The organism is Pseudomonas sp. B23(2017) (assembly GCF_002113725.1).
Classification (GTDB): domain Bacteria; phylum Pseudomonadota; class Gammaproteobacteria; order Pseudomonadales; family Pseudomonadaceae; genus Aquipseudomonas; species Aquipseudomonas putida_Z.
Genome location: NZ_NEJM01000013.1, coordinates 15,202 through 40,433 on the forward strand (window position 1 = coordinate 15,202; position 25,232 = coordinate 40,433).

Sequence of the window (25,232 nt, forward strand, 5' to 3'; positions counted from 1 at the left end):
CCACAGGTATTGCGCAGTTCTCAACATCTGCGCAGTACCTGTGGGAGCGGGTTTACCCGCGAAGAGGCCGGTGCAGGCAGTCCATCCCCTGTTACAGACGCACCGCGATAACTTCCTGAACACCTGCTACGTTTACCACTCATAAGCTTGTCATCATTCCTTCACTCCACCTGCTTAGGTTGAAGGCGACACCGATAAAGATCATGAGATGAGAGGACGCAGGGCTATGGACGAATACCAGGAAGAACTTCTCGAATTCCAGGCTTATGAACTGGACACCCCGGAACCGGCTGACGACGCTACCGAGCTCTAGCCCGCCCGCCGCTGGCTGCGGCGAAACTCCCCCGGTGTAAGGCCCGTCCAGCGCTTGAACGCGCGCTGGAAGGCCTCGGCCGACGCAAACCCCAGCAGATAGGCAATCTCGCCAAAGGCCAGCTCCGTATCGCGGATGTAGGTTTCGGCAAGGTCGCGCCGTGTTTCGCTGAGCAGGTCGCGAAAGCGCGTGCCTTCCTCGGCCAGTTTGCGGCGCAACGTCCAGGTCGGCAGTTGCAGGTGCAGCGCCACTTCTTCCAGGTCCGGTTCACGGCCACCATTGAGCAACGGGCCCAGCAGGTGGGTGATGCGCTCACCCAGGCTGCGCACCCGCGTACGCTGCAGCATTTCCGCCTCGCACAGCTGCAGCAGGTGCTGCCAGGTGCTCGGGCAGTGCCTGGGGTTGGCCAGCTGCAGCGTGGCGCGGCTCAGGCGCAGCTGGTTGCCGTCGGCCGCGAACTGCACGGGCGCGCTGCACAGCTGCTGGTAGCGCGCGGCATAGGCGGGTGCGGCAAACTCGATGTCCATATGTTCGGCCTGCACCGCCGTACCGGCCAGGTCGGCAAGCTGGGCGAGCCAGCCGGCGAGTAGCGAATCGACCACGAAACGGTTGTAGGCGTTGTAGGGGCTGATGGAGTAGAAGCGTAGCCAGGCGCCCTGGGCATCTTCCTGAAAACTGGAGTGGCCGCGGTAGTTGGCGGCGTACAGCGGCTCGAAGCGCAACAGGGTGCGTGCCGCCTCGCCCAGGTTCGGTGCCTGGGCAGCGGTGACCCCGGCCAGGCCGGCATGCGCCAGGCGGCTCAGGCGCCCCATGTGCAGGCCCAGCGCGGCCTCGCCGCACAGTTCGATGGCGGCGTGCCCCAGGTGCATGTAGCGCGGGATCGACAAGCGCGCACCGGCTTCGCTCAGGCGCGCCGCATCCAGGCCATAGCGGCGCAGCAGCGGCTCGGGGTCGTGGCCCAGTTCGCGCAGGGCCTCGGTCAGCGGCTGGACAAATCCAACCGACAGGTCGCCCAGGCGCACGCGGGGGCGGGCCATGGGCTTACAACCACAGGTTCAGCAGGCGGGCGCCAGGGCTGGGGTTGCCCGCCAGCAATTCACCCGCCTGGTGGGCAAAGCCCTGGCCGTCGCTGCCCTGTTCCCAGAACTGCCCACGCATGAACACGCTCATGCTGCTGACGCCGACCCCGGCCGCTTCGGTCAGGCGCTGCCAGGCCGCCTGTTCGCTGACTTCGCCGCGCTGCAAGGCCAGCCCGGCGCTGGCATCCTGGTGGCGATTGCCGCGCCAGGGCGCTTGCCAGCTGCCCTTGCCGCTGAGGAATACCGGGTTGGCGATCAGTTGTACCGCCTGTCGTGCCAGTTGCTGGTGGTTTTCCGGGTACCAGCTGTCACTGCCCACCAGCACGCCCAGGCGCCCCGCAGGGGTTTGCAATACTTGCAGCGGGTGCTGGCGGCCATCGTGTACATAGCGGCGCATTTCGCTGTCGGGGAACTGCTGGCGTTGCGGTTGGCCCAGCAGCGAGCCGTCACCGGCGAACACCACGCTGCTGTTGAACAGCGGGCCGCTGCCGGCATGCAGCACACCCTGTTTCACGTAGGGGGCGGGCAGCACGATGGAGCCGGCCACCAGGGTGACGTTGAACTCCTTGGCCAGGCCACCGAACAGTTGCTGGTAGTCCGCAGCCATCTGCTCGGCTTTCATGCGCAGGTGCGCGTCGGCGCGCCAGTCGTCCCCGTCAGCACGGAGCATGGCCAGGCCATAGCGCAGCGGGTTGCTCAGTTCCAGCCATTGCAGGGCTTCGCTGCTTTGCGTGACCTGGTACAGCTCGTTCTTTTCTCCGCGTGCCCACAGCCAGGTACCGATGTGCTCTGGTAGCACCACCACCGTACGCGGGCTGACAAGCCCTTGGGTACGTGCCTGCTCCAGGTAGGCCGCGAGCTTGCGGTGCAGGCGTTGCAGGTTCTGGTAGTCGCCCGGGTAGAGCAGCGGTTCGATGCCGAGCAGGTTGCCGTGCTCGCCCGGCACGCCGTGGTTCAGTGCCAGTTCGATGCGCAGGTCGGACAGGTAGTGGCCTTCCGGGCGCTGCTGGGTCCAGAAACCGTAGCCGCAGAGGGCGGCGATCATCACCAGCGCCAGGGCGCTTGCCAGGAGTTTTCGCATGAAGCAGGACGGCGCCTTGGAAACGAGAGTTTCCTAGGGTAGTCGTGCTGTGCGCGAGGATCAATAACTTGTCAGTTTCGATCATTGAGCCCGTTCAAACGGCTGTTTAATGTCGCAGGCAGACAAACGACGGGGCCCGCCAGCCGGTGCGGCACCCGCATTCCGTGATCACGCCACCTGGGGACCTTTCCATGGCCGCCGACCGCTACCCGCACCTGCTCGCCCCGCTGGACCTGGGCTTCACCACCTTGCGCAACCGCACCCTGATGGGCTCGATGCACACCGGCCTCGAAGAGCGCCCGGGCGGCTTCGAGCGCATGGCGGCGTACTTTGCCGAGCGCGCCCGCGGTGGCGTCGGCCTGATGGTCACCGGCGGCATTGCGCCCAACGATGAGGGTGGGGTGTATTCCGGGGCGGCCAAGCTCAGCACCGAGGAAGAGGCCGACAAGCACCGCATCGTCACCGAGGCGGTACACGCTGCCGGCGGCAAGATCTGCCTGCAGATCCTGCATGCCGGGCGCTACGCCTACAGCCCGCGCCAGGTGGCGCCCAGCGCGATCCAGGCGCCAATCAACCCGTTCAAGCCCAAGGAACTGGACGAGGCGGGTATCGAGAAGCAGATCGCCGACTTCGTCAATTGCGCGGTGCTGGCCCAGCGCGCCGGTTACGACGGCGTCGAGATCATGGGTTCGGAAGGCTACTTCATCAACCAGTTCCTCGCCGCCCACACCAACCACCGCACCGACCGCTGGGGTGGCAGCTATGAAAACCGCATGCGCCTGGCGGTGGAGATCGTCAGCCGGGTGCGCGGTGCGGTCGGGCCGAACTTCATCATCATCTTCCGCCTGTCGATGCTCGACCTCATCGAGGGCGGCAGCACCTGGGACGAAATCGAGCTGCTGGCCAAGGCCATCGAGCAGGCCGGCGCGACCTTGATCAATACCGGCATCGGCTGGCACGAAGCGCGTATCCCGACCATTGCCACCAAGGTGCCGCGTGCGGCCTTCAGCAAGGTCACCGCCAAGCTGCGTGGCGTGGTGAACATTCCGCTGATCACCACCAACCGCATCAATACTCCGGAGGTGGCCGAGGCGGTGCTGGCCGAGGGCGATGCCGACATGGTCTCGATGGCACGGCCGTTCCTGGCCGACCCGGACTTTGTCAACAAGGCCGCTGCCGGCCGCGGCGACGAGATCAATACCTGCATCGGCTGCAACCAGGCCTGCCTGGACCATACCTTTGGCGGCAAGCTGACCAGTTGCCTGGTCAACCCGCGTGCCTGCCACGAGACCGAGCTCAACTACCTGCCCGTGCGCACCGTGAAGCGCATTGCCGTGGTCGGCGCTGGCCCGGCCGGCCTGGCGGCAGCCACGGTGGCGGCCGAGCGCGGCCACGCGGTAACCCTGTTCGATGGCGCCAGCGAGATCGGCGGGCAGTTCAATGTGGCCAAGCGGGTGCCGGGGAAAGAAGAGTTCCGTGAAACCCTGCGTTACTTCCGCAACAAGGTCAAAAGCACGGGCGTGGACCTGCGCCTGAACACCCGGGTCGATGTGCAGGCCCTGGTGGACGGTGGCTACGACGAGATCATCCTGGCCACCGGCATCGTCCCGCGCACGCCGGCCATCCCCGGTGTCGAGCATGCCAAGGTGCTCAGCTACCTGGACGTGCTGCTCGAGCGCAAGCCGGTGGGCAAGGCTGTCGCGGTGATTGGTGCGGGTGGCATCGGTTTCGACGTTTCCGAGTACCTGGTGCATCAGGGCGTGGCTACCAGCCTGGACCGTGAGGCGTTCTGGAGGGAGTGGGGCATCGACACCCATCTGCAGGCACGCGGTGGCGTGGCCGGGATCAAGGCCGAGCCGCATGCCCCGGCGCGGCAGGTGTACCTGTTGCAGCGCAAGAAATCCAAGGTGGGTGACGGACTGGGCAAGACCACCGGCTGGATTCACCGTACCGGGTTGAAGAACAAGCGGGTGCAGATGCTCAACAGCGTCGAGTACCTGGGTATCGACGATGCCGGCCTGCACATTCGCGTGGCCGATGGCGAGCCGCAGGTGCTGGCGGTGGACAACGTGGTGATCTGTGCCGGGCAGGAGCCGCTGCGTGAACTGCAGGACGGGCTGGTGGCGGCGGGGCAGTCGGTGCACCTGATTGGTGGGGCCGATGTGGCGGCCGAGCTGGATGCCAAGCGGGCGATCAACCAAGGATCGAGATTGGCGGCTGAGCTCTGAGATCGCCGGGGCCGCTTTGCGGCCCTTCGCGGGCTTGCCCGCTCCCACAGGGATAGCGCACTCCTGACTGTGGGAGCGGGCAAGCCCGCGAAGGGCTGCAAGGCAGCCCCGGGATATCACTGGTAAACTCGCACGATGCACTTTGACCTGCCCCAAGCCCCCCTCCAGCCCCTGATCCTGCCCTGGCTCCAACAAGCCCAGGTAGAAGCCGCCATCCTGCGCCTGGACCTGATCGACCCGCTGATCAGCGGCAACAAATGGTTCAAGCTACGCCACCACCTGCAACAGGCCAGCGCCAGCAACGCCCCGGGCCTGATCAGCCTCGGCGGCAACCATTCCAACCACCTGCACGCCCTGGCCGCTGCCGGCAAGCGCTTCGGCTTCGCCACCGCCGGCCTGCTGCGTGGCCACGCCCAGGACACGCCAACCGTGCGTGACCTGCAGGCGCTGGGCATGGAACTGCATTGGCTGGGCTATGGCGGCTATCGCGCACGAAACCAAGCGGGTTTCTGGGAACCCTGGCAGGCACGCTACCCGGGTTGGCACTGCATCCCTGAAGGGGGCGGCGGGCTGGCCGGTGCACAGGGCTGCGCGCTGATCATGCAGCAGGCGCGCGCGCAAATCGCGGCACTGGGCTGGTCGGGCTACGACGCCTGGTGGCTGGCTGCCGGAACGGGGACTACCCTGGCCGGCCTGGTAATGGCCGAAGCGGGCGCACATGTGGTGCATGGCGCATTGGCGGTACCCAGGGACCATGGTGTGCCGGAGGCGGTAGCGACACTGGCCGGCGCGCATGGCTACCAGCTGCACGACGCCTGCCGTGGCGGTTTCGGCAAATTCGACGCTGAGCTGCTGGCGTTCATCACCGATTGCGAGCGGCACACCGGCGTGCCGCTCGAAGCCCTCTACACCGGCAAGGCCCTGCTGGCCCTGCGTGAGCAGGTCGAGGCCGGGCTGTTCGCGCCCGGCACCCGCCTGATCGTGGTGCACACCGGCGGCCTGCAGGGCCGGCGCGGTTACTTGTAGGGCAGCATGCGCAGCAGCGTGTTGTCGCGCTGCACATAGTGGTGATACAGCCCGGCCAGAGCATGCAGGCCGATCAGCCAGTAGCCCCAGCTGCCGATGCGTTCATGCCAGCCTTTGATGAACTTGGCCTGGTCCGGGTTCGGGCCGATCAGGTGCGGCAGCTCCAGGCCGAAGAACGGCACTGGTTTGTCGGCGGCACTGAGGATCAGCCAGCCGGCCAGCGGCAGGATGATCATCAGCAGGTACAACGCCAGGTGCATCAGGTGCGCGAGGCCGGTCTGCCAGGCCGCAGGTTTGGGCACGATGGGTGGAGTCGGGCGGCTCAGGCGGATGGCCAGGCGCAACCAGACCAGCACGAACACACTGAGCCCGAGCATGAAGTGCAGGTCCTTCATCAGGTTGCGTTCGACGCTGTCCTTGGGGAACAGGCCACGCAGTTCGATAAGGGCATAGACAGCGGCCAGCAGCACCAGCATCAGCCAGTGCAGGGCGATGGACAGGCGCGCGTAATGGGTCGCGGGGGTGAATGAAACCATGATTGGTCCTCGTCATCAGGTCGGAATGGCGCTCTTGCCGGCGCTCAGGAAGTACTGTAATGGCTACGGGGGAACAAATCTTTGCGCCAGGTCTGTGAAATTTGTGTTGTCTGCACCGGCCCTTTCGCGGGTGAACCCGCTCCCACAGGCACAGCGCAGAGCCAGAGACCTGTGCAGTACCTGTGGGAGCGGGTTTACCCGCGAAGGGGCCAGCCCAGACAACATCAGACATCGGGCAGATGCGGCCAATCATCAGCCACCAGAAATACCCGCTCGGCCTCCTGCCAGGCGCCATCAGCCTCTTGCTCCAACCTCACCAGCAACTGCGCCGGAGCCTGCCGCTCCAGCACGTGCAGCCACGCCGCAAACTGCTCCACCGCCCAGCACTCCTGCGCCTCGACCCGCGCCGGCGCCAGCCAGGCATGCCGTTGCAGCGGCTGCCATCGCTCACCTTCGCCCATGACCCAGTCCCGCCGCCGCAGCCAGCGCCCGCGCAAGTGCTGCGGGTTGGCGCCCTGTGGTGGCTGCGCATGCCCAGGCCACGGGTAGAACAGATAGCCACCCAGCCACACATGCGCCTGCACCTGCTCCACCCCCAGCCGGGCCAGCACCTCGCGGCTGTGCGCCCCCGTCGACATGGGCAGCTGGTGTCGCGCCAGGTGCGCCAGTTTGCTTCCCAGTCGGTCATGGCAGCCCGGCCCCAGCCAGGCGGCGGGGTCGTGCCCGGGGTGCTCCGGGCCCAGGTACAGCTTGATGGCCAGTTCCAGGTGGTGCACGCCGTCGCGGTCGCGCAGCACCACATCCAGCTCGCCCAGGGTGCGCCCGCCGTCGCGAATCGCCAGGTTGGCCGCCAGCAGTTCGATGCCCGGGGCCTGGCCCAGGGCGAATTGCCACAGCCGTTCGTAGTAGTGCCCCAGGCGCCGGCTGCCCAGCTGCGCCAGCCAGTTGCGCAATGGGCGGTCATCGTCATCCAGCGCCCGCAGCCAGTCTGCCAGGCGCTGTGGCTGGTCCGCCCACAGGCTGCCCGCCAGCGGGTGGCGCTGGGGGCAGGGCGGGGCGCTGAGCAACGGGGGCGACAGCAGGGCCCAGGCCAGGTCGCGCACGTTGGGGCGGCGTAGCTGCCGGGGCAGGTCGTGGAGCAGGGCGAATGGCATCATCCTGCGAGCATAGCCGGTTTGCCGCTACCCGGTGGTTTCGCCCATAATCGCGGCATAGTCACCCGCCGCAGAGCCTCGCAGGAGCCCCATGGAGCAATTTCGCAATATCGGTATCATCGGCCGCCTTGGCAGCTCGCAGGTGCTCGACACCATTCGCCGACTGAAAAAATTCCTCCTCGAGCGCCACCTGCACGTGATCCTCGAGGACACCATCGCTGAAGTGCTGCCCGGCCATGGCCTGCAAACCTCTACCCGCAAGCTGCTGGGCGAGGTCTGTGACCTGGTCATCGTGGTCGGCGGCGACGGCAGCCTGCTGGGCGCCGCCCGCGCCCTGGCCCGGCACAACATTCCGGTGCTGGGCATCAACCGAGGCAACCTGGGCTTCCTCACCGACATCCGCCCCGACGAGCTGGAAGAGAAGGTCGCCGAAGTGCTCGACGGCCACTACCTGGTGGAAAACCGCTTCCTGCTGCAGGCCGAGGTACGCCGCCACAACGAAGCCATCGGCCAGGGTGATGCGCTGAACGACGTGGTGCTGCACCCAGGCAAGTCGACGCGCATGATCGAATTCGAGATCTACATCGATGGCCAGTTCGTCTGCAGCCAGAAGGCCGACGGCCTGATCGTCGCCACCCCCACCGGCTCCACCGCCTACGCGCTGTCGGCCGGCGGCCCGATCATGCACCCCAAGCTCGACGCCATCGTCATCGTGCCAATGTACCCGCACACTCTGTCGGGCCGGCCGATCGTGGTCGACGGCAACAGCGAGCTGAAGATCGTGGTGTCCAAGGACCTGCAGATCTACCCGCAGGTATCCTGTGACGGCCAGAACCACTTCACCTGCGCCCCTGGCGACACCATCACGGTGAGCAAGAAACCGCAGAAGCTGCGCCTGATCCACCCGCTGGACCACAACTACTACGAGGTCTGCCGCACCAAGCTAGGCTGGGGCAGCCGCTTGGGAAGCAGGGACGACTGATGCTCGATCCGGCGCGTAGTTTCGACATCATCGGTGACGTGCACGGTTGTGCGCTGACCCTTGAACGCCTGCTCGACGCCCTTGGTTACAAGCGAGTGGCAGGCGTGTGGCGCCACCCGCGGCGCCAGGCGCTGTTCCTTGGCGACATCGTCGACCGCGGGCCACGCATTCGCGAGGCGCTGCACATCGTCCACGACATGGTCGAGGCCGGCCAGGCGTTCTGCATCATGGGCAACCACGAGTACAACGCGCTGGGCTGGGTTACCCCGGCACTGCCTGGCAGCGGCAAGGCCTTCGTGCGCGAGCATACGCCGCGCCACGCCCGGTTGATCGACGAAACCCTGACCCAGTTTGCCCATCACCCCGCTGACTGGCACGACTTCGTCAACTGGTTCTACGAATTGCCGCTGTTCGTCGACGCCGGGCGCTTCCGCCTGGTGCATGCCTGCTGGGACCCGCGGCTGATCGAGCCGCTGCGCCAGCAGTACCCCGACGGGCGCATCGACGAGCACTTCATCCAGGCTTCGGCGGTGAGCGGCAGCTTTGCCGCCACCGTGTGCAACCGTCTGCTGCGCGGCACCGACATGCGCCTGCCGGACGGCCTGACCCTCACCGGTGGCGACGGCCTGACCCGTGCCTTCTTCCGTACCAAGTTCTGGGAAGAAGACCCGCAAACCTACGGCGACATCGTGTTCCAGCCAGACGCCCTGCCCGCGGAAGTGGCCAGCACCCCGCTCAGTCACAGCCAGAAGAACGCCTTGCTGCGCTATGCCGAAGACGAGCCCATGCTGTTCGTCGGCCATTACTGGCGCAGCGGCCGCCCGGCGCCGATCCGCGCCAACCTTGCCTGCCTGGACTACAGCGCCGTGCTCTACGGCAAGCTGGCCGCCTACCGGCTGGATGATGAAACCCGCATCGACCCGCACAAGTTCGTCTGGGTCGATGTCGACCGCCCACAGGCCAACCAATGAACATTATCGAAGTGATGCGCCTGCCGCTGTCGGTCGACCTCAGCGGCTTCGTTCACCTGCTGCAGCGCCTGCAGGTGCCGCACCGGGTCAGCGAGGAGGGCGATGCCCAGGTGCTCTGGGCCCCCGACACCCTGGCCGCAGACGTCCGCGAACTCTACCAGCGCTACCCCGACGGCAACGCCGACCTGCCAGCCACCACCGATCCTGTGGGAGCGGGCGAGCCCGCGAAAGGGCCCTCCCTGGCGGAACAGGCGCGCGCCTGCAAGATCACCACCCTGACCCTGCTGCTGTGCTTCATCGTCGCCGGCCTCACCGGCCTGGGCGACAACTTCACCACCATCAGCTGGTTCACCTTCCTCGATTTCCGCGTCCAGGGCGACTACCTGTACTTCAGCCCGCTGGCGCAAAGCCTGGACGAAGGCCAGTGGTGGCGCCTGGTATCGCCCATGCTGCTGCATTTCGGCGTGCTGCACCTGGCCATGAACAGCCTGTGGTACTGGGAGCTGGGCAAACGCATCGAATTGCGCCAGGGCCCGTGGGCGCTGCTGGGCCTGACCCTGCTGTTCAGCCTGGTGTCCAACCTGGCCCAGCACTACAGCAGCGGGCCGAGCCTGTTCGGCGGCCTGTCCGGCGTGCTGTACGGCCTGCTCGGGCACATCTGGCTGTACCAGTGGCTGGCACCCGACCGTTACTTCAACCTGCCCAAGGGCGTGCTGGTGATGATGCTGATCTGGCTGGTGGTGTGCCTGAGCGGCGTGATCGACACCCTGGGCCTTGGCCAGATCGCCAACGCCGCCCACGTCGGCGGGCTGCTCATCGGATGCCTGACCGGGCTCTTGGGTGGGGCGCTGGCCCGGCGTAAACTGTCGGCTTGAATCAGGAGACACTATGTCCACTTTCGCGCAAATGATTGAAAACATCACCCCGGAAATCTACGAGAGCCTGAAACTGGCCGTGGAAATCGGCAAATGGTCGGATGGCCGCAAGCTCACTGCCGAGCAGAAAGAGCTGTCGCTGCAGGCGGTAATCGCCTGGGAGATGAAAAACCTGCCCGAAGACCAGCGTACCGGCTACATGGGCCCGCAGGAATGCGCCTCGAAGTCCGCGCCGATCGCCAACATTCTGTTCAAGTCGGACTCGGTACATTGATCGAACTCGCTCGTGGCTCGTTGAGCAAGATGGCGGTAAGCCTGCAGGCGCCAGTGGTGCAGTACAGCTTCCGTCTGGATGACACGCAGGTGCCGGTCAACCCGCTGATCGGCCAGCGCCTGCGCCTTGAATACCTCGGCGCCATTCACTGCAGCCATTGTGGCAAGCGCACCAAGACCAGCTTCAGCCAGGGTTACTGCTACCCGTGCATGACCAAACTGGCCCAGTGCGATGTGTGCATCATGGCCCCGGAAAAGTGCCACTACGACGCTGGCACCTGCCGCGAACCGTCGTGGGGCGAACAGTTCTGCATGACCGACCATGTGGTCTACCTGGCCAACTCGTCGGGGATCAAGGTCGGTATCACCCGGGCCACCCAGCTGCCCACCCGCTGGCTCGACCAGGGTGCCAGCCAGGCCCTGCCGATCGTGCGCGTGGCCACCCGCCAGCAGTCCGGCCTGGTCGAAGACTTGCTGCGCAGCCAGGTGCCGGACCGCACCAACTGGCGCGCCCTGCTCAAGGGCGATGCCGAGGAGCTCGACCTGGCCGCCATTCGTGAACAGGTGTTCGACGCCTGTGCCGATGGCCTGCGCGAGCTGCAGGGGCGCTTCGGCCTGCAGGCGATCCAGCCGCTGGCCGACGCCGAAGTGGTGCAGATGAAGTACCCGGTCGAGGCCTACCCATCGAAGATCGTCAGTTTCAACCTCGACAAGGACCCGGTAGTGGAAGGCACGCTGCTGGGCATCAAGGGCCAGTACCTGATCTTCGACACCGGTGTGATCAATATTCGCAAGTACACGGCCTACCAGTTGGCCGTGCTCCAGTAAAAAGGACCTGCACATGCGTACCGAACAACCGCAAGTGATCTACCTCGAGGATTACCAGGCGCCCGAGTACCTGATCGACGAGACGCACCTGACCTTCGAGCTGTTCGAGGACCACACCCTGGTTCACGCGCAACTGGTCATGCGCCGCAACCCGGCACGCGGTGCCGGTCTGCCGCCACTGGAACTCGATGGCCAGCAGCTGGAACTGCTGCGCGCCTCGCTGGATGACCAGGAGCTGCAGCCGGGCGACTACCAGCTCGATGCCGACAGCCTGACCGTGCAGCCCAAGGCCGAGCGCTTCACCCTCGACACCAGCGTGAAGATCCACCCCGAAAGCAACACCGCACTGGAAGGCCTGTACAAGTCGGGCAAGATGTTCTGCACCCAGTGCGAGGCCGAAGGCTTCCGCAAGATCACCTACTACCTCGACCGCCCGGACGTGATGAGCACCTTCACCACCACGGTCATCGCCGAGCAGCATCGCTACCCGGTATTGCTGTCGAACGGCAACCCGATCGGCAGCGGGCCGGCCGAAGATGGCCGCCACTGGGCCACTTGGGAAGACCCGTTCATGAAGCCGGCCTACCTGTTCGCCCTGGTGGCCGGTGACCTGTGGTGCGTCGAGGACAGCTTCACCCGCCAGTCCGGCCGTGACGTGACCCTGCGCATCTACGTCGAGCCCGAGAACATCGACAAGTGCGACCACGCCATGGTCAGCCTGAAGAAGTCCATGCGCTGGGACGAAGAAGTCTATGGCCGCGAGTACGACCTGGATATCTTCATGATCGTCGCGGTCAACGACTTCAACATGGGCGCCATGGAAAACAAGGGCCTGAACATCTTCAACTCCAGCTGTGTGCTGGCCCGTGCCGAAACGGCCACCGATGCCGCACACCAGCGCGTCGAAGGCGTGGTCGCCCACGAGTATTTCCACAACTGGTCGGGCAACCGCGTCACCTGCCGTGACTGGTTCCAGCTGTCTCTGAAGGAAGGCTTCACGGTGTTCCGCGATGCCGAGTTCAGCGCCGACATGAACTCGCGCACGGTCAAACGCATCGAAGACGTGGCCTACCTGCGTACTCACCAGTTCGCCGAAGACGCTGGCCCCATGGCCCACCCGGTGCGCCCGGACAGCTTCATCGAGATCTCCAACTTCTACACCCTGACAGTGTACGAGAAGGGCGCCGAAGTGGTGCGCATGGTTCGTACCCTGCTGGGCGCAGACGGCTTCCGCAAGGGCAGCGACCTGTATTTCGAACGCCACGATGGCCAGGCGGTGACCACCGACGATTTCATCAAGGCCATGGAAGACGCCAACGGCGTCGACTTCACCCAGTTCAAGCGCTGGTACAACCAGGCCGGCACCCCGCGCCTGGAAGTCAGCGAGGCCTATGACGCGGCCGCGCAGACCTACAGCCTGACCTTCCGCCAGAGCTGCCCGCAGACCCCGGACAAGGCCGAAAAACTGCCGTTCGTGATCCCGGTGGAGCTTGGCCTGCTGGATGCTGCAGGCAACGACCTGCCGCTGCAACTGGCCGGCGAAGTGGCGGCGCAGGGCACCAGCCGCGTGCTGTCGGTGACCGAGGCCGAGCAGACCTTCACCTTCCAGGGCATCCAGGCCAAGCCGCTGCCGTCGCTGCTGCGTGGCTTCAGTGCACCGGTCAAGCTCAGCTTCCCCTACGACCGCGACCAGCTGATGTTCCTGATGCAGCACGACAGCGACGGCTTCAACCGCTGGGAGGCGGGGCAGCAGTTGTCGGTGCAGGTGCTGCAGGAACTGATCGGCCAGCATCAGCGCGGCGAAGCACTCAAGCTCGACCAGCGCCTGATCAGCGCCCTGGGCACCGTGCTCGGCAACGAGTCGCTGGACCCGGCCATGGTTGCCGAAATGCTCTCGCTGCCGGGTGAGGCCTACCTCACCGAAATCAGCCAGGTGGCCGACGTGGACGCCATCCACGCCGCCCGCGAGTTCGCCCGCCAGCAGATCGCCGAGCAGCTGTTCGACGCCCTGTGGGCGCGCTACCAGGCCAACCGCGAAGTGTCGCGCAGCACCGCCTACGTGGCCTCGGCCGAGCACTTCGCCCGCCGCAGCCTGCAGAACATCGCGCTGTCGTACCTGATGCAGAGCGGCAAGCCGCAGGTGCTGCAGGCGACCCTGGAACAGTTCGAGCACTGCGACAACATGACCGAGCGCCTGACCGCCCTGGCCGTGCTGGTCAACTCGCCGTTCGAGGCCGAGCGGGCCAAGGCGCTGGAAGCCTTTGCCGAGCACTTCAAGGACAACCCGCTGGTCATGGACCAGTGGTTCAGCGTGCAGGCGGCCAGTACGCTGCCGGGCGGGCTGGCGCGGGTCAAGGCGCTGATGCAGCACCCGGCGTTCACCCTGAAGAACCCGAACAAGGTACGTGCGCTGGTCGGCGCCTTTGCCGGGCAGAACCTGGTCAACTTCCATGCGGCGGATGGCTCCGGCTACCGCTTCCTGGCGGACCTGGTGATCGAGCTGAATGCGCTGAACCCGCAGATCGCCTCGCGGCAACTGGCACCGCTGACCCGCTGGCGCAAGTATGACGACGCGCGTCAGGCCCTGATGAAGGGCGAGCTGGAGCGGATTCTGGCTTCTGGTGAGCTGTCCAGTGATGTGTATGAGGTTGTGAGCAAGAGCCTGGCTTGAGGGCCAAGGGGGCTGCTTTGCAGCCCTTCGCGGGCACGCCCGCTCCCACAGGGATATCACTGCTTTCAAGGCCTGTGATATCCCTGTGGGAGCGGGCGTGCCCGCGAAGGGCCGCACAGCGGCCCCGGCTTTACAATGCCGACAACAAAACATAACACCCCGCCCGTTGTGTTCCCGCAAATATCCCCGCTACGATCCCCTCAAGCTATTGCAGGCCTCTAGATCAGGCTTTTCGCAGTACCTGCAGTGCATTGACCCACCACACAAGAACACAACAGGGGGACAGTCATGAGGGAACAGAACAGGCGCTTTGCCTGGCCATTGGCAGCCGGCGCGGTACTGGCGCTGGGGCTTGGCGTGTGGGCTGACAGCGTGCAAGCCGCTGCCGCCGACGAGTATTCCACCGAATCGGCCAAGGCCAGCCAAAGCCTGCTGATCGACGCCACCCATGCCGGCAAGCGCCTGGTGGTGGTGGGCGATCGCGGTCATATCCTGTTCTCCGACGACCAGGGCAGCACCTGGACCCAGGCGCGGGTGCCCACCCGGCAACTGCTGACCGCGGTGTTCTTCCTCGACGACAAGCGCGGCTGGGCCGTCGGCCACGATGCGCTGGTGCTCGCCAGCAGCGATGGTGGTGCCACCTGGAGCAAGCAGTTCGAAGACCTGTCCCGCGAAGCACCCTTGCTCGATGTCGCCTTCCTCGACGCCCAGCACGGCTTTGCCGTAGGTGCCTATGGCGCCTTGCTGGAAACCACCGACGGCGGCCAGCACTGGCAGGATGTCGCCGAGCGCCTGGACAACCCCGACCAGCTGCACCTGAACGGTATCGCCCAGGTGCGTGACGCGGGCCTGTTCATCGTCGGCGAGCAGGGTGGCATGTTCCGCTCCGCCGACAACGGCCAGACCTGGGCCAAGGTCGAGGGCCCTTACGAGGGCTCGCTGTTCGGCGTGATCGGCACTGCCCAGCCGCACACCCTGCTGGCCTACGGCCTGCGCGGCAACCTGTTCCGTTCCGCCGATTTCGGTGACAGCTGGCAGCCGATCGAGCTCAAGGCCGCACGTGGCACCCTCGAATTCGGCCTGGCAGGCGCTACGCTTGTCGAGGACGGTAGCCTGGTGCTGGTCGGTAATGGCGGCAGCGTGCTGCGCAGCACCGATGATGGCCAGACCTTCAGTGTCTACAACCGCGCCGACCGCATTGCCCTGGCCGGCGTCAGCGGCCTGGCCGATGGCGGCCTGCTGCTGGTAGGGCAGGGTGGCGTGCACCTGGCTGACCCACAGGGTGCTGACCAGGAGGTGCGTCCATGACCAGCAGGGAGAGCATCACCATGCACCCGCATCACCAGGACAAGGCCACGCTGCTCGAACGCCTGATCTTCAACAATCGCCCCGTGGTCATCGCCCTGTGCGTACTGGTCAGCATCTTCCTGTTCTGGCAGGCCACGCAGATTCGCCCGTCCACCAGCTTCGAGAAGATGATCCCGCTGCAGCACCCGTTCATCGAGCAGATGATGGAGCACCGCAACGACCTGGCCAACCTCGGCAACACCGTGCGCATTTCGGTGGAGGCCGTGAATGGCGACATCTTCGACAAGGACTACATGGAGACCCTGCGGCAGATCCATGACGAAGTGTTCTACATCCCTGGCGTCGACCGTGCCGGGCTGAAGTCGCTGTGGAGCCCCAGCGTGCGCTGGAGCGAGGTCACCGAGGAAGGCTTCTCCGGTGGTGAGGTGATCCCCAACACCTATAACGGCTCGCAGGACAGCCTCGACACCCTGCGCGACAACGTGCTCAAGTCGGGCCAGGTGGGGCGCCTGGTGGGCAACAACTTCAAGTCCAGCATCGTCGACGTGCCGCTGCTGGAGAGCTACCCAGACCCGCAGGACCCGGGCAAGCAGGTGAAGCTGGACTACCAGCAGTTCTCGCACCAGCTGGAAGAAAAGATCCGTGACAAGTTCCAGGCGCAGAACCCCAACGTGAAGGTGCACATCGTCGGCTTCGCCAAGAAGGTCGGCGACCTGATCGACGGCCTGGTGATGGTGGCGATGTTCTTCGGCGTCGCCCTGGCCATCACCTGGGTGCTGCTGTACTGGTTCACCTGGTGCATCCGCAGCACCATCGCCGTGCTCATCACCACCCTGGTGGCGGTGGTCTGGCAGCTGGGCCTGATGCATGCGGTGGGCTTTGGCCTGGACCCGTACTCGATGCTGGTGCCGTTCCTGATCTTCGCCATCGGCATTTCCCATGGGGTGCAGAAGATCAACGGTATCGCCCTTCAGTCGAGTGACGCCGACAACGCCCTGACCGCCGCCCGGCGCACGTTCCGCCAGCTGTTCCTGCCGGGGATGATCGCCATCCTCGCCGACGCCGTGGGCTTCATCACCCTGCTGATCATCGACATCGGGGTGATTCGTGAGCTGGCCATCGGTGCTTCCATCGGTGTGGCGGTGATCGTGTTCACCAACCTCATCCTGCTGCCGGTAGCCATCTCCTACGTCGGCATCAGCAAGAAGGCCGTCGAGCGCAGCAAGCAGGACGCCACCCGCGAGCACCCGTTCTGGCGCCTGCTGTCGAACTTCGCCAGTGCCAAGGTGGCGCCGGTGTCGGTGGCCCTGGCGCTGGTCGCCTTCGCCGGTGGCCTTTGGTACAGCCAGAACCTGAAGATCGGCGACCTCGACCAGGGCGCGCCGGAGCTGCGCCCCGACTCGCGCTACAACCAGGACAACAACTTCATCATCAGCAACTACTCGACCAGTTCCGACGTGCTGGTGATCATGGTCAAGACCCCGCCGGAAAGCTGCTCGATCCACTCGACCATGGCGCCGATCGACGAGCTGATGTGGACCATGCAGAACACCCCGGGCGTGCAGTCGGCAATTTCCCTCGTGACCGTGTCCAAGCAGGTGATCAAGGGCATGAACGAGGGCAGCCTGAAATGGGAAACCCTGTCGCGCAACCCGGACATCCTCAACAACTCCATCGCCCGCGCCGATGGCCTGTACAACGGCGACTGCTCGCTGGCGCCGGTGCTGGTGTTCCTCAACGACCACAAGGCCGAAACCCTGGAGCGGGTCACTGCCGTGGCCAAGGCGTTTGCCGACAGCCACAACAAGGAAGGCCTGCAGTTCCTGCTGGCGGCGGGCAATGCCGGGATCGAAGCGGCGACCAACGAGGTGATCAAGTCGGCCGAGCTGACCATCCTGATCCTGGTGTACATCTGTGTGGCGGTGATGTGCCTGATTACCTTCCGCTCGTTTGCCGCCACCCTGTGCATCGTCCTGCCGCTGGTGCTGACCTCGGTGCTGGGCAACGCGCTGATGGCCTACATGGGCATCGGGGTCAAGGTGGCGACCTTGCCGGTGGTGGCGCTGGGTGTGGGTATTGGCGTGGACTATGGCATCTACATCTACAGCCGGCTGGAAAGCTTCCTGCGCGCCGGGTTGCCGTTGCAGGAGGCTTATTACGAGACCCTGCGCTCGACTGGCAAGGCGGTGCTGTTCACCGGGTTGTGCCTGGCCATCGGCGTGTGCACCTGGATTTTCTCGGCGATCAAGTTCCAGGCGGACATGGGGCTGATGCTGACCTTCATGCTGCTGTGGAACATGTTCGGTGCGCTGTGGCTGCTGCCGGCGCTGGCAAGGTTCCTGATCAAGCCTGAGAAGATGGTGGGCAAGGAGGGGGGCTCCATTTTCGCTCATTGACCGCAGGGGCCGCTATGCGGCCCATCGCGACACAAGGCCGCTCCTACAGGGGAACGCGTATCGGCAGGCTGATGCGATCCCTGTAGGAGCGGCCTTGTGTCGCGATGGGCTGCAAAGCAGCCCCAGGGCTATAATGCCAACTCATTTCAGATTGGTACCCCCATGTCCCCCCTCGCCACCGCCCTGCAGTCCTGCGACATGCTCCTGATCGACGGCCTGCACGCCTTCGACTTCACCTCCGATGAATCCGGCCTCACCATCGAATGCATGGACGGCCGCCAGCTCCGCCGCTGGTCCTTCACCCCCGAGCAGATCACTGCTGCCATCGCCGTGGGTGACGAGTGGCAACTCGACGATGCCAACGGCGAGCATCGACTAGTCTGTATGAGTGCCTTTCGTGCCCCGGATGATGACGAAGATGAATCGGATCTGGACGAGCCTGCTGACCGCTAGCCTGATGAGCATGACCCTCCACGCCCACGCCGCCACCTTGCTGGTGGGCAGCTACACCGATGGCGCCAGCCAGGGCATCTACCGCTATCAGTTTGACGAAAAGACCGGCCATATCGAACCTGCGCCGCAGCAGGTGGTGAAGAGTGTCAGCCCTTCGTGGCTGGTATTGTCGGCCGATCAACGCCAGCTGTTCGCGGTCAATGAAACCCCGAACGGCCATGCCAGCAGTTTCAGCGTCAGTGCAAAAGGCGAGATCAAGCCTATCAACCAGGTGGCCAGCCAAGGTGACGAGCCGACTCACGCCAGCCTCAGCCAGGACCAGCGTTATCTGTTCGTGGCCAACTACGCGGTCAAGCCCGACCCTGGCGGCAGCCTGGTGGTAATCCCGGTGGCCAAGGACGGCAAGCTCAAGCCGGTGGTGCAACAGGCCCGGCACAAGGCGAGCGGGGTCAACCCCGAGCGCCAGGCCGGCGCCCATGTGCATTCGCTGGTGCTGTCACCCGACGGCCGCCACCTGTATGCCAGCGACCTGGGTGCCGACAAGGTGTTCATCTACCGCTACGACGGTGCCAGCGCAGACCACCCGCTGACGCCGGCGATCCCCGCGTCGGTGGACCTGCCGCCGGGCAGCGGGCCGCGCCACCTGTTGTTCGACGCCAAGGGCCGGCACGCCTACCTGACCCTGGAAATGAGTGCCGATGTGGTCATGTTCGATGTGCAGGAGGGCAACCTGGTCGAACGCCAGCGCCTGCCCCTGACCGAGAGCAAGGAAGCTGCGGCGAAAGCGGCAGGTGGCTTGCACCTGTCGGCAGACGGGCGCTTCCTGTATGTGAGCAACCGAGGCACGGCCAACGAGATCGTGGTGTTCAGCGTGGGCAAGCAGGATGGCCAACTGACGTTCCTGCAGCGCCGTTCGGTGGAGGGGGATCATCCCCGCGAGTTCGCCCTCGATCCGAGTGACAACTTCCTGCTGGTGGCCAACCAGAAGAGCAACCAGATCGTGGTGATACGCCGCGATCCGCGCAGCGGCAAGCTGTTGGAGACGGTGCAGACGCTGAAGCAGGATGCGCCGTCGGACCTGAAATTCATCGAGTGATATCGATCGCCGTGATAATCGATACTGCCGCAATGAATTTTTGCCTGCGGCTTCGGCGGCGTAAGTTTGCCCCAAGGCCCAAACAGGCCAACGTCAAACCACCGCCGTCGAGGTCAGCCCAGATGAACTTCAATCTCTTCCCGGTCATTGCCGCATCCGCCATTTCCGCTTCGGTCGTATTGCCGACGCATGCCCATGCCGACAGCAGCGGCAAGGCGTCCGCCACCCATAGCTACACCGAACAGTACCTGCGCCAGAGCGCCAACTTCCATGCGGCATTGAGTGGCAAGCACAACCACTGAATCCTGTACTGGCCCTATCGCCGGCAAGCCAGCTCCCACAGGGGTTGAGCAGGCCTCAGGTCCAGCGCCGTACCTGTGGGAGCTGGCTTGCCGGCGATAGGGCCAGTACAGGAAACAGGGTTCATTTGGCCATTACGGCCTTGAACAGCTCCGAAGCCAACCACCCCTCCAGCCAGCTCCGCACCCGCGGATAAGCCGCCTCGGCGAACCACTGCGGTTCGACCCCGGCAAACTGGCGCATCAGGGGCAGCAACGCGGCATCGGCAATGCTCGGGTGCGTGGCCAGCAAGTAGGGACTGCCCGCCAGCAGGCCTTCGAGCTCCGCCAGCCAGGCCTCGGCCTGCTGGCGGTAATGCTCGCGGGTATGCTCGGGGTAGCGCTCGGCATACTTGTACAGGTTCACCTGCGCCTTGAACGTGCTGTCGTTGCGCGCAATCAGGGTTTCAGCCTGCTGCGCCGCCACAGGGTCGGCCTGCAGCCGCCAGTCCTGCGGGTCGTTTTGCGCCAGCGCCCAGCGCATGATGTCCAGGCTTTCTTCGAGCACCCCGGCACCGGTATCCAGTACCGGCACCGTGCCCTTGGGTGACAAGGCCAGCAGTTCTGCCGGCTTGTTCTTCATCGCTACCTCGCGAATCCCCACCTCGCAGCCCGCATAGCGCAGGGCCAGGCGCGCGCGCATGGCCCAGGGGCAGCGGCGGAACGAGTAGAGGATCACCCGCACACCTCCACGTCACTCAGGCCATTGCCTTGGCGGCGTACCTGGATCTGCACCGGGATGCGTTCGTGCATTTCCTGCACGTGGGAAATCACCGCCACCTTGCGGCCCTGGGCCTGCAAGCCGTCGAGGGCGTCCATGGCCAGTTGCAGCGACTCGGGGTCGAGGCTGCCGAAGCCTTCATCGATGAACAGCGATTCGATGCGCAGCGTGCTGGAGGCCATCGAGGCCAGGCCCAGGGCCAGGGCCAGCGACACCAGGAAGGTTTCTCCGCCAGACAGCGAGTGCACCGAACGCAGTTCATCACCCATCTCGGTGTCCAGCACCAGCAGGCCGAGCGCGCTGCCGCCGCGCTTGAGGCGGTAGCGGCGGGCCAGCTGGCGCAGCTGGGCGTTGGCGTGGTGCAGGAGCAGGTCGAGGTTGTAGCCCTGGGCGATCTTGCGGAACACATCGCCCGAGGCCGAACCGATCAGGGCGTTCAGGCGAGCCCAGCGTTGCCACTGCTGGTGGGCCTGTTCGATTTCCGCCGCCAGCGCCTGGTGCGCCTGTTGGCGACGCTGGTCATCGGCCTGCTGTGCACGCAGTTCGGCGCATTGCTGCTCATGGCCGGCCAGGCGTTCGCGCAGTTCGGTCAGGGCCTGTTCCAAGGCGTCGGCCGAGGTGTCCACGGTCATTTGCGCGGCATGTTGCTGCAGGCGTTGTTCACGTTCCTGCAGCAGCACGCGGCCCTGTTCGATGGCCTTTTCGGCGCCTTGCAGGCGCTGGCGCAGCTCATTGACCTGCGCATCCTCCATGCCCAGCAGGCGATCCAGGCCGGCGTCGTCCAGTTCCGGGTGTTCTGCGCGCCACTGGGCGATCTGGCCCTGCAACTGCTGGCACTCGGCGTCCAGCGCCTGCTGCTGCTGGGTGTTGGCCTTGCGTTCGCTGGCCAGTTGCACGCCTTGGGTACGCAGCTCCTGCAGGCGCTGGGCAGTGTCGGTGTCGAGGGCGCGGGCCTGCTCCAGCGCGGCGTCCATGTGTTGTTGCCAGGCTTCGGCGCTTGCGTGCCCGCCAAGCAGTTCGCCAAGCGAAGCCTGGGCCTGTTGGCGCTGCTCGTCGAGGGCGGCAAGTTTCTGCTGCAGCTGCTGCTGGGTCTGCACGCGTGCCTGCTGCTGGTCGCGCAGCTTGTCCAGCTGGGCCTGGCGGGCTTGCTGTTCTTCCTGTTCGTCCTTGCGCTGCTCCAGTTGCTGCAGGCGTTGGGCGATCTGCTGGTCCAGGGCGAGGAAGGCATTGGCCGGGTCGTCGTTCAAGGCCTTGAGGGCCTCTTCGGGCAATACGCCGGCAAGGTCCGCGAGGCCTTGCTGCAACTGCTGCTCGTCGCTGGTCAGGGCCTGGTGCTGTTGCTCCAGGTGGCGCTGGGCTTGCTGTTGCGCCTGCTGGGCGGCCTGCAGTTGCTGGTTGAGACGGGCTGCATCTTTTTGCAGGGCGAGCAGGGCGCTCTGGCGTTTCTCGTCCTGGCCGATTTCTTCGTCCAGGCGCCGCAGCTGGCTGTCGAGCCAGGCACTGCGGGCCTTGTCGTCCTGCGGGGCCAGGGCCGGCCACAGGCTGTGCGCCTGCACCTGGGCCACCAGCGGTTGCAGCTGTTCGTCCAGGTGCTGCTGTTGCTGCTGGAAGTCCTTGAGCTGGGCGTTGACCACGCCCAGCTGGGTGCGCAGCTCCACCAGCTTGCTGTTGAGGGTTTCGACCTGCTTCTGCGCGGCATCTTCTTCGGCCTGGTCATGGCGACCCAGGCTTTGCAGCAGCGCTTCAGGCTGGTGGAACGGGTGCTCGGCGCTGCCGCACACCGGGCAGGGTTCGCCGTCGCGCAACTGGCCGCGCAACTCTTCGACGCTGGTGTTGCGTGCCAGGCGCTGGCGTTCCAGCAACTGGCGGGTGAGGTTGAGCGCTTGCTCGGCGGCTTCCAGCTCGGCCTTGGCGGCGGTGCCTTCGGTAATCAGTTGCTGGCGCTGCTGCATGGCCTGCTGCTGACGCACGCGCACGGCCTCCAGCTGCTGGCGCAGTTCCAGTTCACGGCCATGCAGGCGTGACAGCTCTTCCACGGCGCGCTGCTGCTTGCGGTTGTCCTGCAGCATGCCACCCAGCAGGTCGATCTGTTCTGCCAGGGCCTGGGGTTCGGCCTTGGCTTCGCGGAACAGCAGCTCGAAGGCATCGCGCTCGGCCTGCAAGTGCGCATTGGCCTGGCTGGCCTGGGCCTGCAGGCCGGGCAGCTCTTCACGGCCCTTGGCCAGGCGGCCCCCGATCAGCATCACTTGCTTCAGTTGCGGCAGGTAGGCGTGCCAGGCATTGGCCAGGCCCGCCAGGTGCTGGCTGTCGGCGAGCGCGGTGTCGATCTGCGCCAGTTGCTGCAGGCTGCGCTGCTGGTTGTCTTCCAGCTGCTGCAGGTGCTGCTGGCCTTCGGCGACCTGCTGCTCGGCCTGCTGGCCGGCGCTGCGCTGTGCTGCCAGCTCCTGCTCCAGACGGGCCAGGTTGTCCTGGGCGGCGAAGGCCTGGCGCAGGCGAGGGGCGTTCTCGCTGTGTTGGGCCTGGCTATCGGCAAGCGCCTGACGCGCGGCGTCCAGCGCCTGTTCGAGCTCGCTGGTGCGCACTTGCAGCTCGGCTTGCTGCTGCTGTTGTTCGGCGATCTTCGCTGCCAGCGGTGCCAGTTGCGCGGTCAGTGTCTGCTGGCGGTGGAACTGGTGACGCTGCGGGGCCAGGCGCTCCAGGCGCACAAGGTCCAGGCGCTGGTCAGCCAGTTGTTGCCAGCCCTGCTCGGCGGCCTGCAGCGCGGTGCCGGCTTCGGCGTGCTGGGCCTGCAGCTGGCGCTGCTCGTTCAGCCAGTTGCGTTGCTGCTCCAGCTGGCGCTCGCCGGCCTGGTCGGCCTTGAACTGCTGCTGCGCCTGTTCCAGGCGCTGGTCGAGCTCGGCGCGGGTTTCGGCGGCCATCGGCAGCAGGTGGCTGGCACGGTCCTTCAGGGCATTGTGGGCCTCGCCGGCTTCGCGTGCCTTGCTGAATGCCCGCTGGCCCAGGCGGGTGTAGATGGCGGTGTTGGTGAGCTTTTCCAGCAGCTCGCTGCGTTCTTTGTCGTCGGCCTTGAGGAAGGCGCCGAATTCGCTCTGGGCCAGCATCACCGCGCGGGTGAACTGTTCGAAGTTCAGGCCCAGGCGGGCTTCGACCAGCTGTTTGTATTCGTTCTTGCCGCTGCCCAGTACCTGCTCGCTGTCCAGGTCATAGAAGCTCTGGCGGCTGTGCTGCAGCTTGCCGTTGGCCTTGTCGCGGGCGCGGTTGGCTTCCCAGCGGGCGCGGTAGCGGCGGCCATCGATGCCGACGAAATCGACTTCGGCAAAGCCGCTGCCGGTGCCGCGGCGCAGCAGGTTGCGCGGGTCGGAGGTAGGGATCTCGCCGTCTGCATCCGGTACCTTGGCCTCGCGGCCAATGTCGTTCAGCCGTGGCACGGTGCCGAACAACGCCAGGCACAGGGCGTCGAGCAGGGTACTTTTACCCGCCCCGGTAGGCCCGGTGATGGCGAACAGCCCGGCGCTGGCCAGCGGTTCGGCAGTGAAGTCGATATCGACCGGGCCGGCCAGGGATGCCAGGTTCTTCAGGCGGATGGCAAGAATTTTCATGGCTGTTCCTCTTCCTGCTGCACGTCCTGCAACAGCAGGGCGAAGTCGGCCAGCGCCTGTTCGTCGGCGGGGTTGCCATAGGCCTGCTCCCAGGCGCGGCTGAACAGGTCCTGCGGGGTCATCTGGGACAGTTCTACAAAGGCCAGGTCATCGTCTTCGGCATTGTTGCGGCCGGCGTATTCGGCGCTGATGCGGATCAAGCGCACGGCCTTGCCTTCCAGTGCGGTTTCGATCTGCTGGCGCAGGTCGGGTTGCGGCTCATCCAGTATCACCCGCACCTCCAGCCAGGGCTGGCGGTTGGGGTCTTCGAGCAGGTCGATCACTGGCAGGTCGGCCAACTGCTCCAGCAGTTCGCCCAGTGGTGCCGGGCCGACCCGTTGCAGGGCCACGGCGCGCGGTACCGGGCGCGGTTCGACGCTGGCCAGGCCGGTGCCGTCCAGCTCCACTTCCAGCACCTGGTGCGGGTAGTTGATTTCGGCGAACGACAGCGGGATCGGCGAGCCGCTGTAGCGGATGCGTTCTTCGCGGTTGACCTTCTGCGGCTTGTGCAGGTGGCCCAGGGCGACGTAGCTGATGGCCTTGTCGAACAGCTTGGCCGGCAGCGCCTCGGCGTTGCCGATGATCAGGCTGCGCTCGGAGTCCTCCGACACCGCGCCACCGGCCATGTGCGCGTGGCTGATGGCGATCAGCGCCTGGTCCTTCTTGCGCTTCTTTTGCGCGGCGGCGATCAGCTGCTGGTGCACCTGGGTGATGCCTTGCAGGTAGTCGTCGCCCAATTGCGGGCCGGTCACCTCGGCCGGGCGCAGGAAGGGCAAGGCCAGGCACCAGGCGGCGACCTTGCCACGGCCATTGGTCAGCGGAATCAGCAGGCGCTCGGCGTCCAGCTGGCCCTCGTCCAGCCAGTGCACACGGCCCAGGGCATGGGTGCGCAGGCGGCGCATCAGTGCCGCGGGCAGTTCGATGCGCGAGCCGGAGTCGTGGTTGCCGGCGATCATCACAATGTCCAGCTTCGGCTGTTGTTCGTGGGCCTGGACGATGAAGTCGTAGAGACGTTCCTGGGCTTTGACCGGCGGGTTGACCGTGTCGAAGATATCGCCGGCGATCAGCAGCGCATCCGGCTGGCGCAGGCGCAGCTGGCCGAGCAGCCAGTCGAGGAAGCAGGCGTGTTCGAAGTCGCGTTCCTGGCCGTGCAGGCTTTGGCCCAGGTGCCAGTCGGAGGTATGAAACAGACGCATGGATGACCTGTTGGTGTCGAGTCGAGCAAGCGGGGAAAGGGCGGTATGGTAACCCAAGCATGGGGCTAA

Annotated in this window: 20 protein-coding genes; 13 read left to right on the plus strand and 7 right to left on the minus strand. The window is 65.6% G+C overall.

All coding sequences use genetic code 11. The features are described 5' to 3' along the window. Nucleotides 1–309 precede the first annotated feature (309 nt). Nucleotides 310–1,350, minus strand: a complete 1,041-nt coding sequence (locus tag CAG46_RS19630) for an AraC family transcriptional regulator (RefSeq protein ID WP_085617120.1) — start codon at nt 1,348–1,350, stop codon at nt 310–312. Between the two features lie 4 nt (nt 1,351–1,354). Next, the gene (locus CAG46_RS19635; RefSeq protein WP_085617122.1) at nt 1,355–2,473 is read right to left on the minus strand and encodes a nitrilase-related carbon-nitrogen hydrolase; all 1,119 of its coding nucleotides are present in this window, start codon (nt 2,471–2,473) and stop codon (nt 1,355–1,357) included. Nucleotides 2,474–2,664: 191 nt separating this feature from the next. On the opposite strand from CAG46_RS19635, the gene CAG46_RS19640 reads away from it, so the two are divergent. Continuing rightward, nucleotides 2,665–4,701 (plus strand): NADPH-dependent 2,4-dienoyl-CoA reductase, encoded by a 2,037-nt coding sequence (locus tag CAG46_RS19640; RefSeq protein ID WP_085617125.1) that lies wholly within the window; start codon nt 2,665–2,667, stop codon nt 4,699–4,701. A 135-nt stretch (nt 4,702–4,836) separates the two neighbouring features. Next, nucleotides 4,837–5,727, plus strand: a complete 891-nt coding sequence (locus tag CAG46_RS19645; protein WP_085617127.1) for a 1-aminocyclopropane-1-carboxylate deaminase/D-cysteine desulfhydrase — start codon at nt 4,837–4,839, stop codon at nt 5,725–5,727. Here the strand turns inward: CAG46_RS19645 and CAG46_RS19650 are convergent. Together CAG46_RS19650 and CAG46_RS19655 are read right to left on the minus strand one after the other, a co-directional pair. Continuing rightward, nucleotides 5,718–6,263: a cytochrome b gene (locus tag CAG46_RS19650; protein WP_085617129.1), complete on the minus strand. Its 546-nt coding sequence runs from the start codon at nt 6,261–6,263 to the stop codon at nt 5,718–5,720. The genes CAG46_RS19645 and CAG46_RS19650 overlap by 10 nt on opposite strands. A gap of 224 nt (nt 6,264–6,487) precedes the next feature. Continuing rightward, nucleotides 6,488–7,420: a DUF1853 family protein gene (locus CAG46_RS19655; RefSeq protein WP_085617131.1), complete on the minus strand. Its 933-nt coding sequence runs from the start codon at nt 7,418–7,420 to the stop codon at nt 6,488–6,490. An 88-nt stretch (nt 7,421–7,508) separates the two neighbouring features. Here CAG46_RS19655 and CAG46_RS19660 point away from each other — a divergent pair, with 88 nt between their 5' ends. From CAG46_RS19660 to CAG46_RS19715, 11 genes are all read left to right on the plus strand, one after another. Next, nucleotides 7,509–8,399 (plus strand): NAD(+) kinase, encoded by an 891-nt coding sequence (locus CAG46_RS19660; RefSeq protein ID WP_025338255.1) that lies wholly within the window; start codon nt 7,509–7,511, stop codon nt 8,397–8,399. Next, on the plus strand, nt 8,399–9,370 hold the full coding sequence (locus CAG46_RS19665; RefSeq protein ID WP_075044167.1) for a metallophosphoesterase: 972 nt from the start codon (nt 8,399–8,401) through the stop codon (nt 9,368–9,370). Before CAG46_RS19660 ends, CAG46_RS19665 begins: the two co-directional genes overlap by 1 nt. After that, nucleotides 9,367–10,245 (plus strand): rhomboid family intramembrane serine protease, encoded by an 879-nt coding sequence (locus tag CAG46_RS19670; protein WP_025338257.1) that lies wholly within the window; start codon nt 9,367–9,369, stop codon nt 10,243–10,245. The genes CAG46_RS19665 and CAG46_RS19670 overlap by 4 nt, the downstream gene beginning before the upstream one ends. A 13-nt stretch (nt 10,246–10,258) precedes the next feature. Next, a complete protein-coding gene (locus tag CAG46_RS19675; protein WP_003260154.1) occupies nt 10,259–10,519 on the plus strand; it encodes a YeaC family protein in 261 nt (86 codons plus the stop codon). Then, nucleotides 10,516–11,346, plus strand: a complete 831-nt coding sequence (locus CAG46_RS19680; RefSeq protein WP_085617133.1) for a DUF2797 domain-containing protein — start codon at nt 10,516–10,518, stop codon at nt 11,344–11,346. The genes CAG46_RS19675 and CAG46_RS19680 overlap by 4 nt, the downstream gene beginning before the upstream one ends. A 13-nt stretch (nt 11,347–11,359) precedes the next feature. Then, entirely contained in the window at nt 11,360–14,017 is a 2,658-nt protein-coding gene (pepN, locus tag CAG46_RS19685; protein ID WP_085617135.1) for an aminopeptidase N, read from the plus strand. A 288-nt stretch (nt 14,018–14,305) separates the two neighbouring features. Then, entirely contained in the window at nt 14,306–15,325 is a 1,020-nt protein-coding gene (locus CAG46_RS19695) for a YCF48-related protein (protein ID WP_085617139.1), read from the plus strand. A 20-nt stretch (nt 15,326–15,345) separates the two neighbouring features. Next, nucleotides 15,346–17,721: an RND family transporter gene (locus CAG46_RS19700; RefSeq protein ID WP_024086538.1), complete on the plus strand. Its 2,376-nt coding sequence runs from the start codon at nt 15,346–15,348 to the stop codon at nt 17,719–17,721. Nucleotides 17,722–17,883: 162 nt separating this feature from the next. Further along, a complete protein-coding gene (locus CAG46_RS19705) occupies nt 17,884–18,174 on the plus strand; it encodes a DUF5629 family protein (RefSeq protein WP_025338261.1) in 291 nt (96 codons plus the stop codon). Beyond that, nucleotides 18,140–19,270 carry a lactonase family protein gene (locus tag CAG46_RS19710; RefSeq protein WP_256575108.1) on the plus strand — a complete coding sequence of 377 codons (1,131 nt, stop codon included), beginning with the start codon at nt 18,140–18,142 and terminating at the stop codon, nt 19,268–19,270. Before CAG46_RS19705 ends, CAG46_RS19710 begins: the two co-directional genes overlap by 35 nt. Before the next feature lie 122 nt (nt 19,271–19,392). Next, nucleotides 19,393–19,572 carry a hypothetical protein gene (locus CAG46_RS19715; RefSeq protein WP_025338263.1) on the plus strand — a complete coding sequence of 60 codons (180 nt, stop codon included), beginning with the start codon at nt 19,393–19,395 and terminating at the stop codon, nt 19,570–19,572. Between the two features lie 121 nt (nt 19,573–19,693). On the opposite strand, the gene CAG46_RS19720 is transcribed toward CAG46_RS19715, so the two are convergent. Genes CAG46_RS19720 through CAG46_RS19730 form a run of 3 tightly spaced genes read right to left on the minus strand, consistent with a single transcriptional unit; the run spans nt 19,694 to nt 25,163 of the window. Then, a complete protein-coding gene (locus CAG46_RS19720) occupies nt 19,694–20,287 on the minus strand; it encodes a glutathione S-transferase (protein ID WP_085617143.1) in 594 nt (197 codons plus the stop codon). Then, nucleotides 20,284–23,928: an AAA family ATPase gene (locus CAG46_RS19725; RefSeq protein ID WP_085617145.1), complete on the minus strand. Its 3,645-nt coding sequence runs from the start codon at nt 23,926–23,928 to the stop codon at nt 20,284–20,286. The genes CAG46_RS19720 and CAG46_RS19725 overlap by 4 nt, the downstream gene beginning before the upstream one ends. Beyond that, nucleotides 23,925–25,163, minus strand: a complete 1,239-nt coding sequence (locus CAG46_RS19730) for an exonuclease SbcCD subunit D C-terminal domain-containing protein (RefSeq protein WP_085617147.1) — start codon at nt 25,161–25,163, stop codon at nt 23,925–23,927. The genes CAG46_RS19725 and CAG46_RS19730 overlap by 4 nt, the downstream gene beginning before the upstream one ends. Between the last annotated feature and the right edge of the window lie 69 nt (nt 25,164–25,232).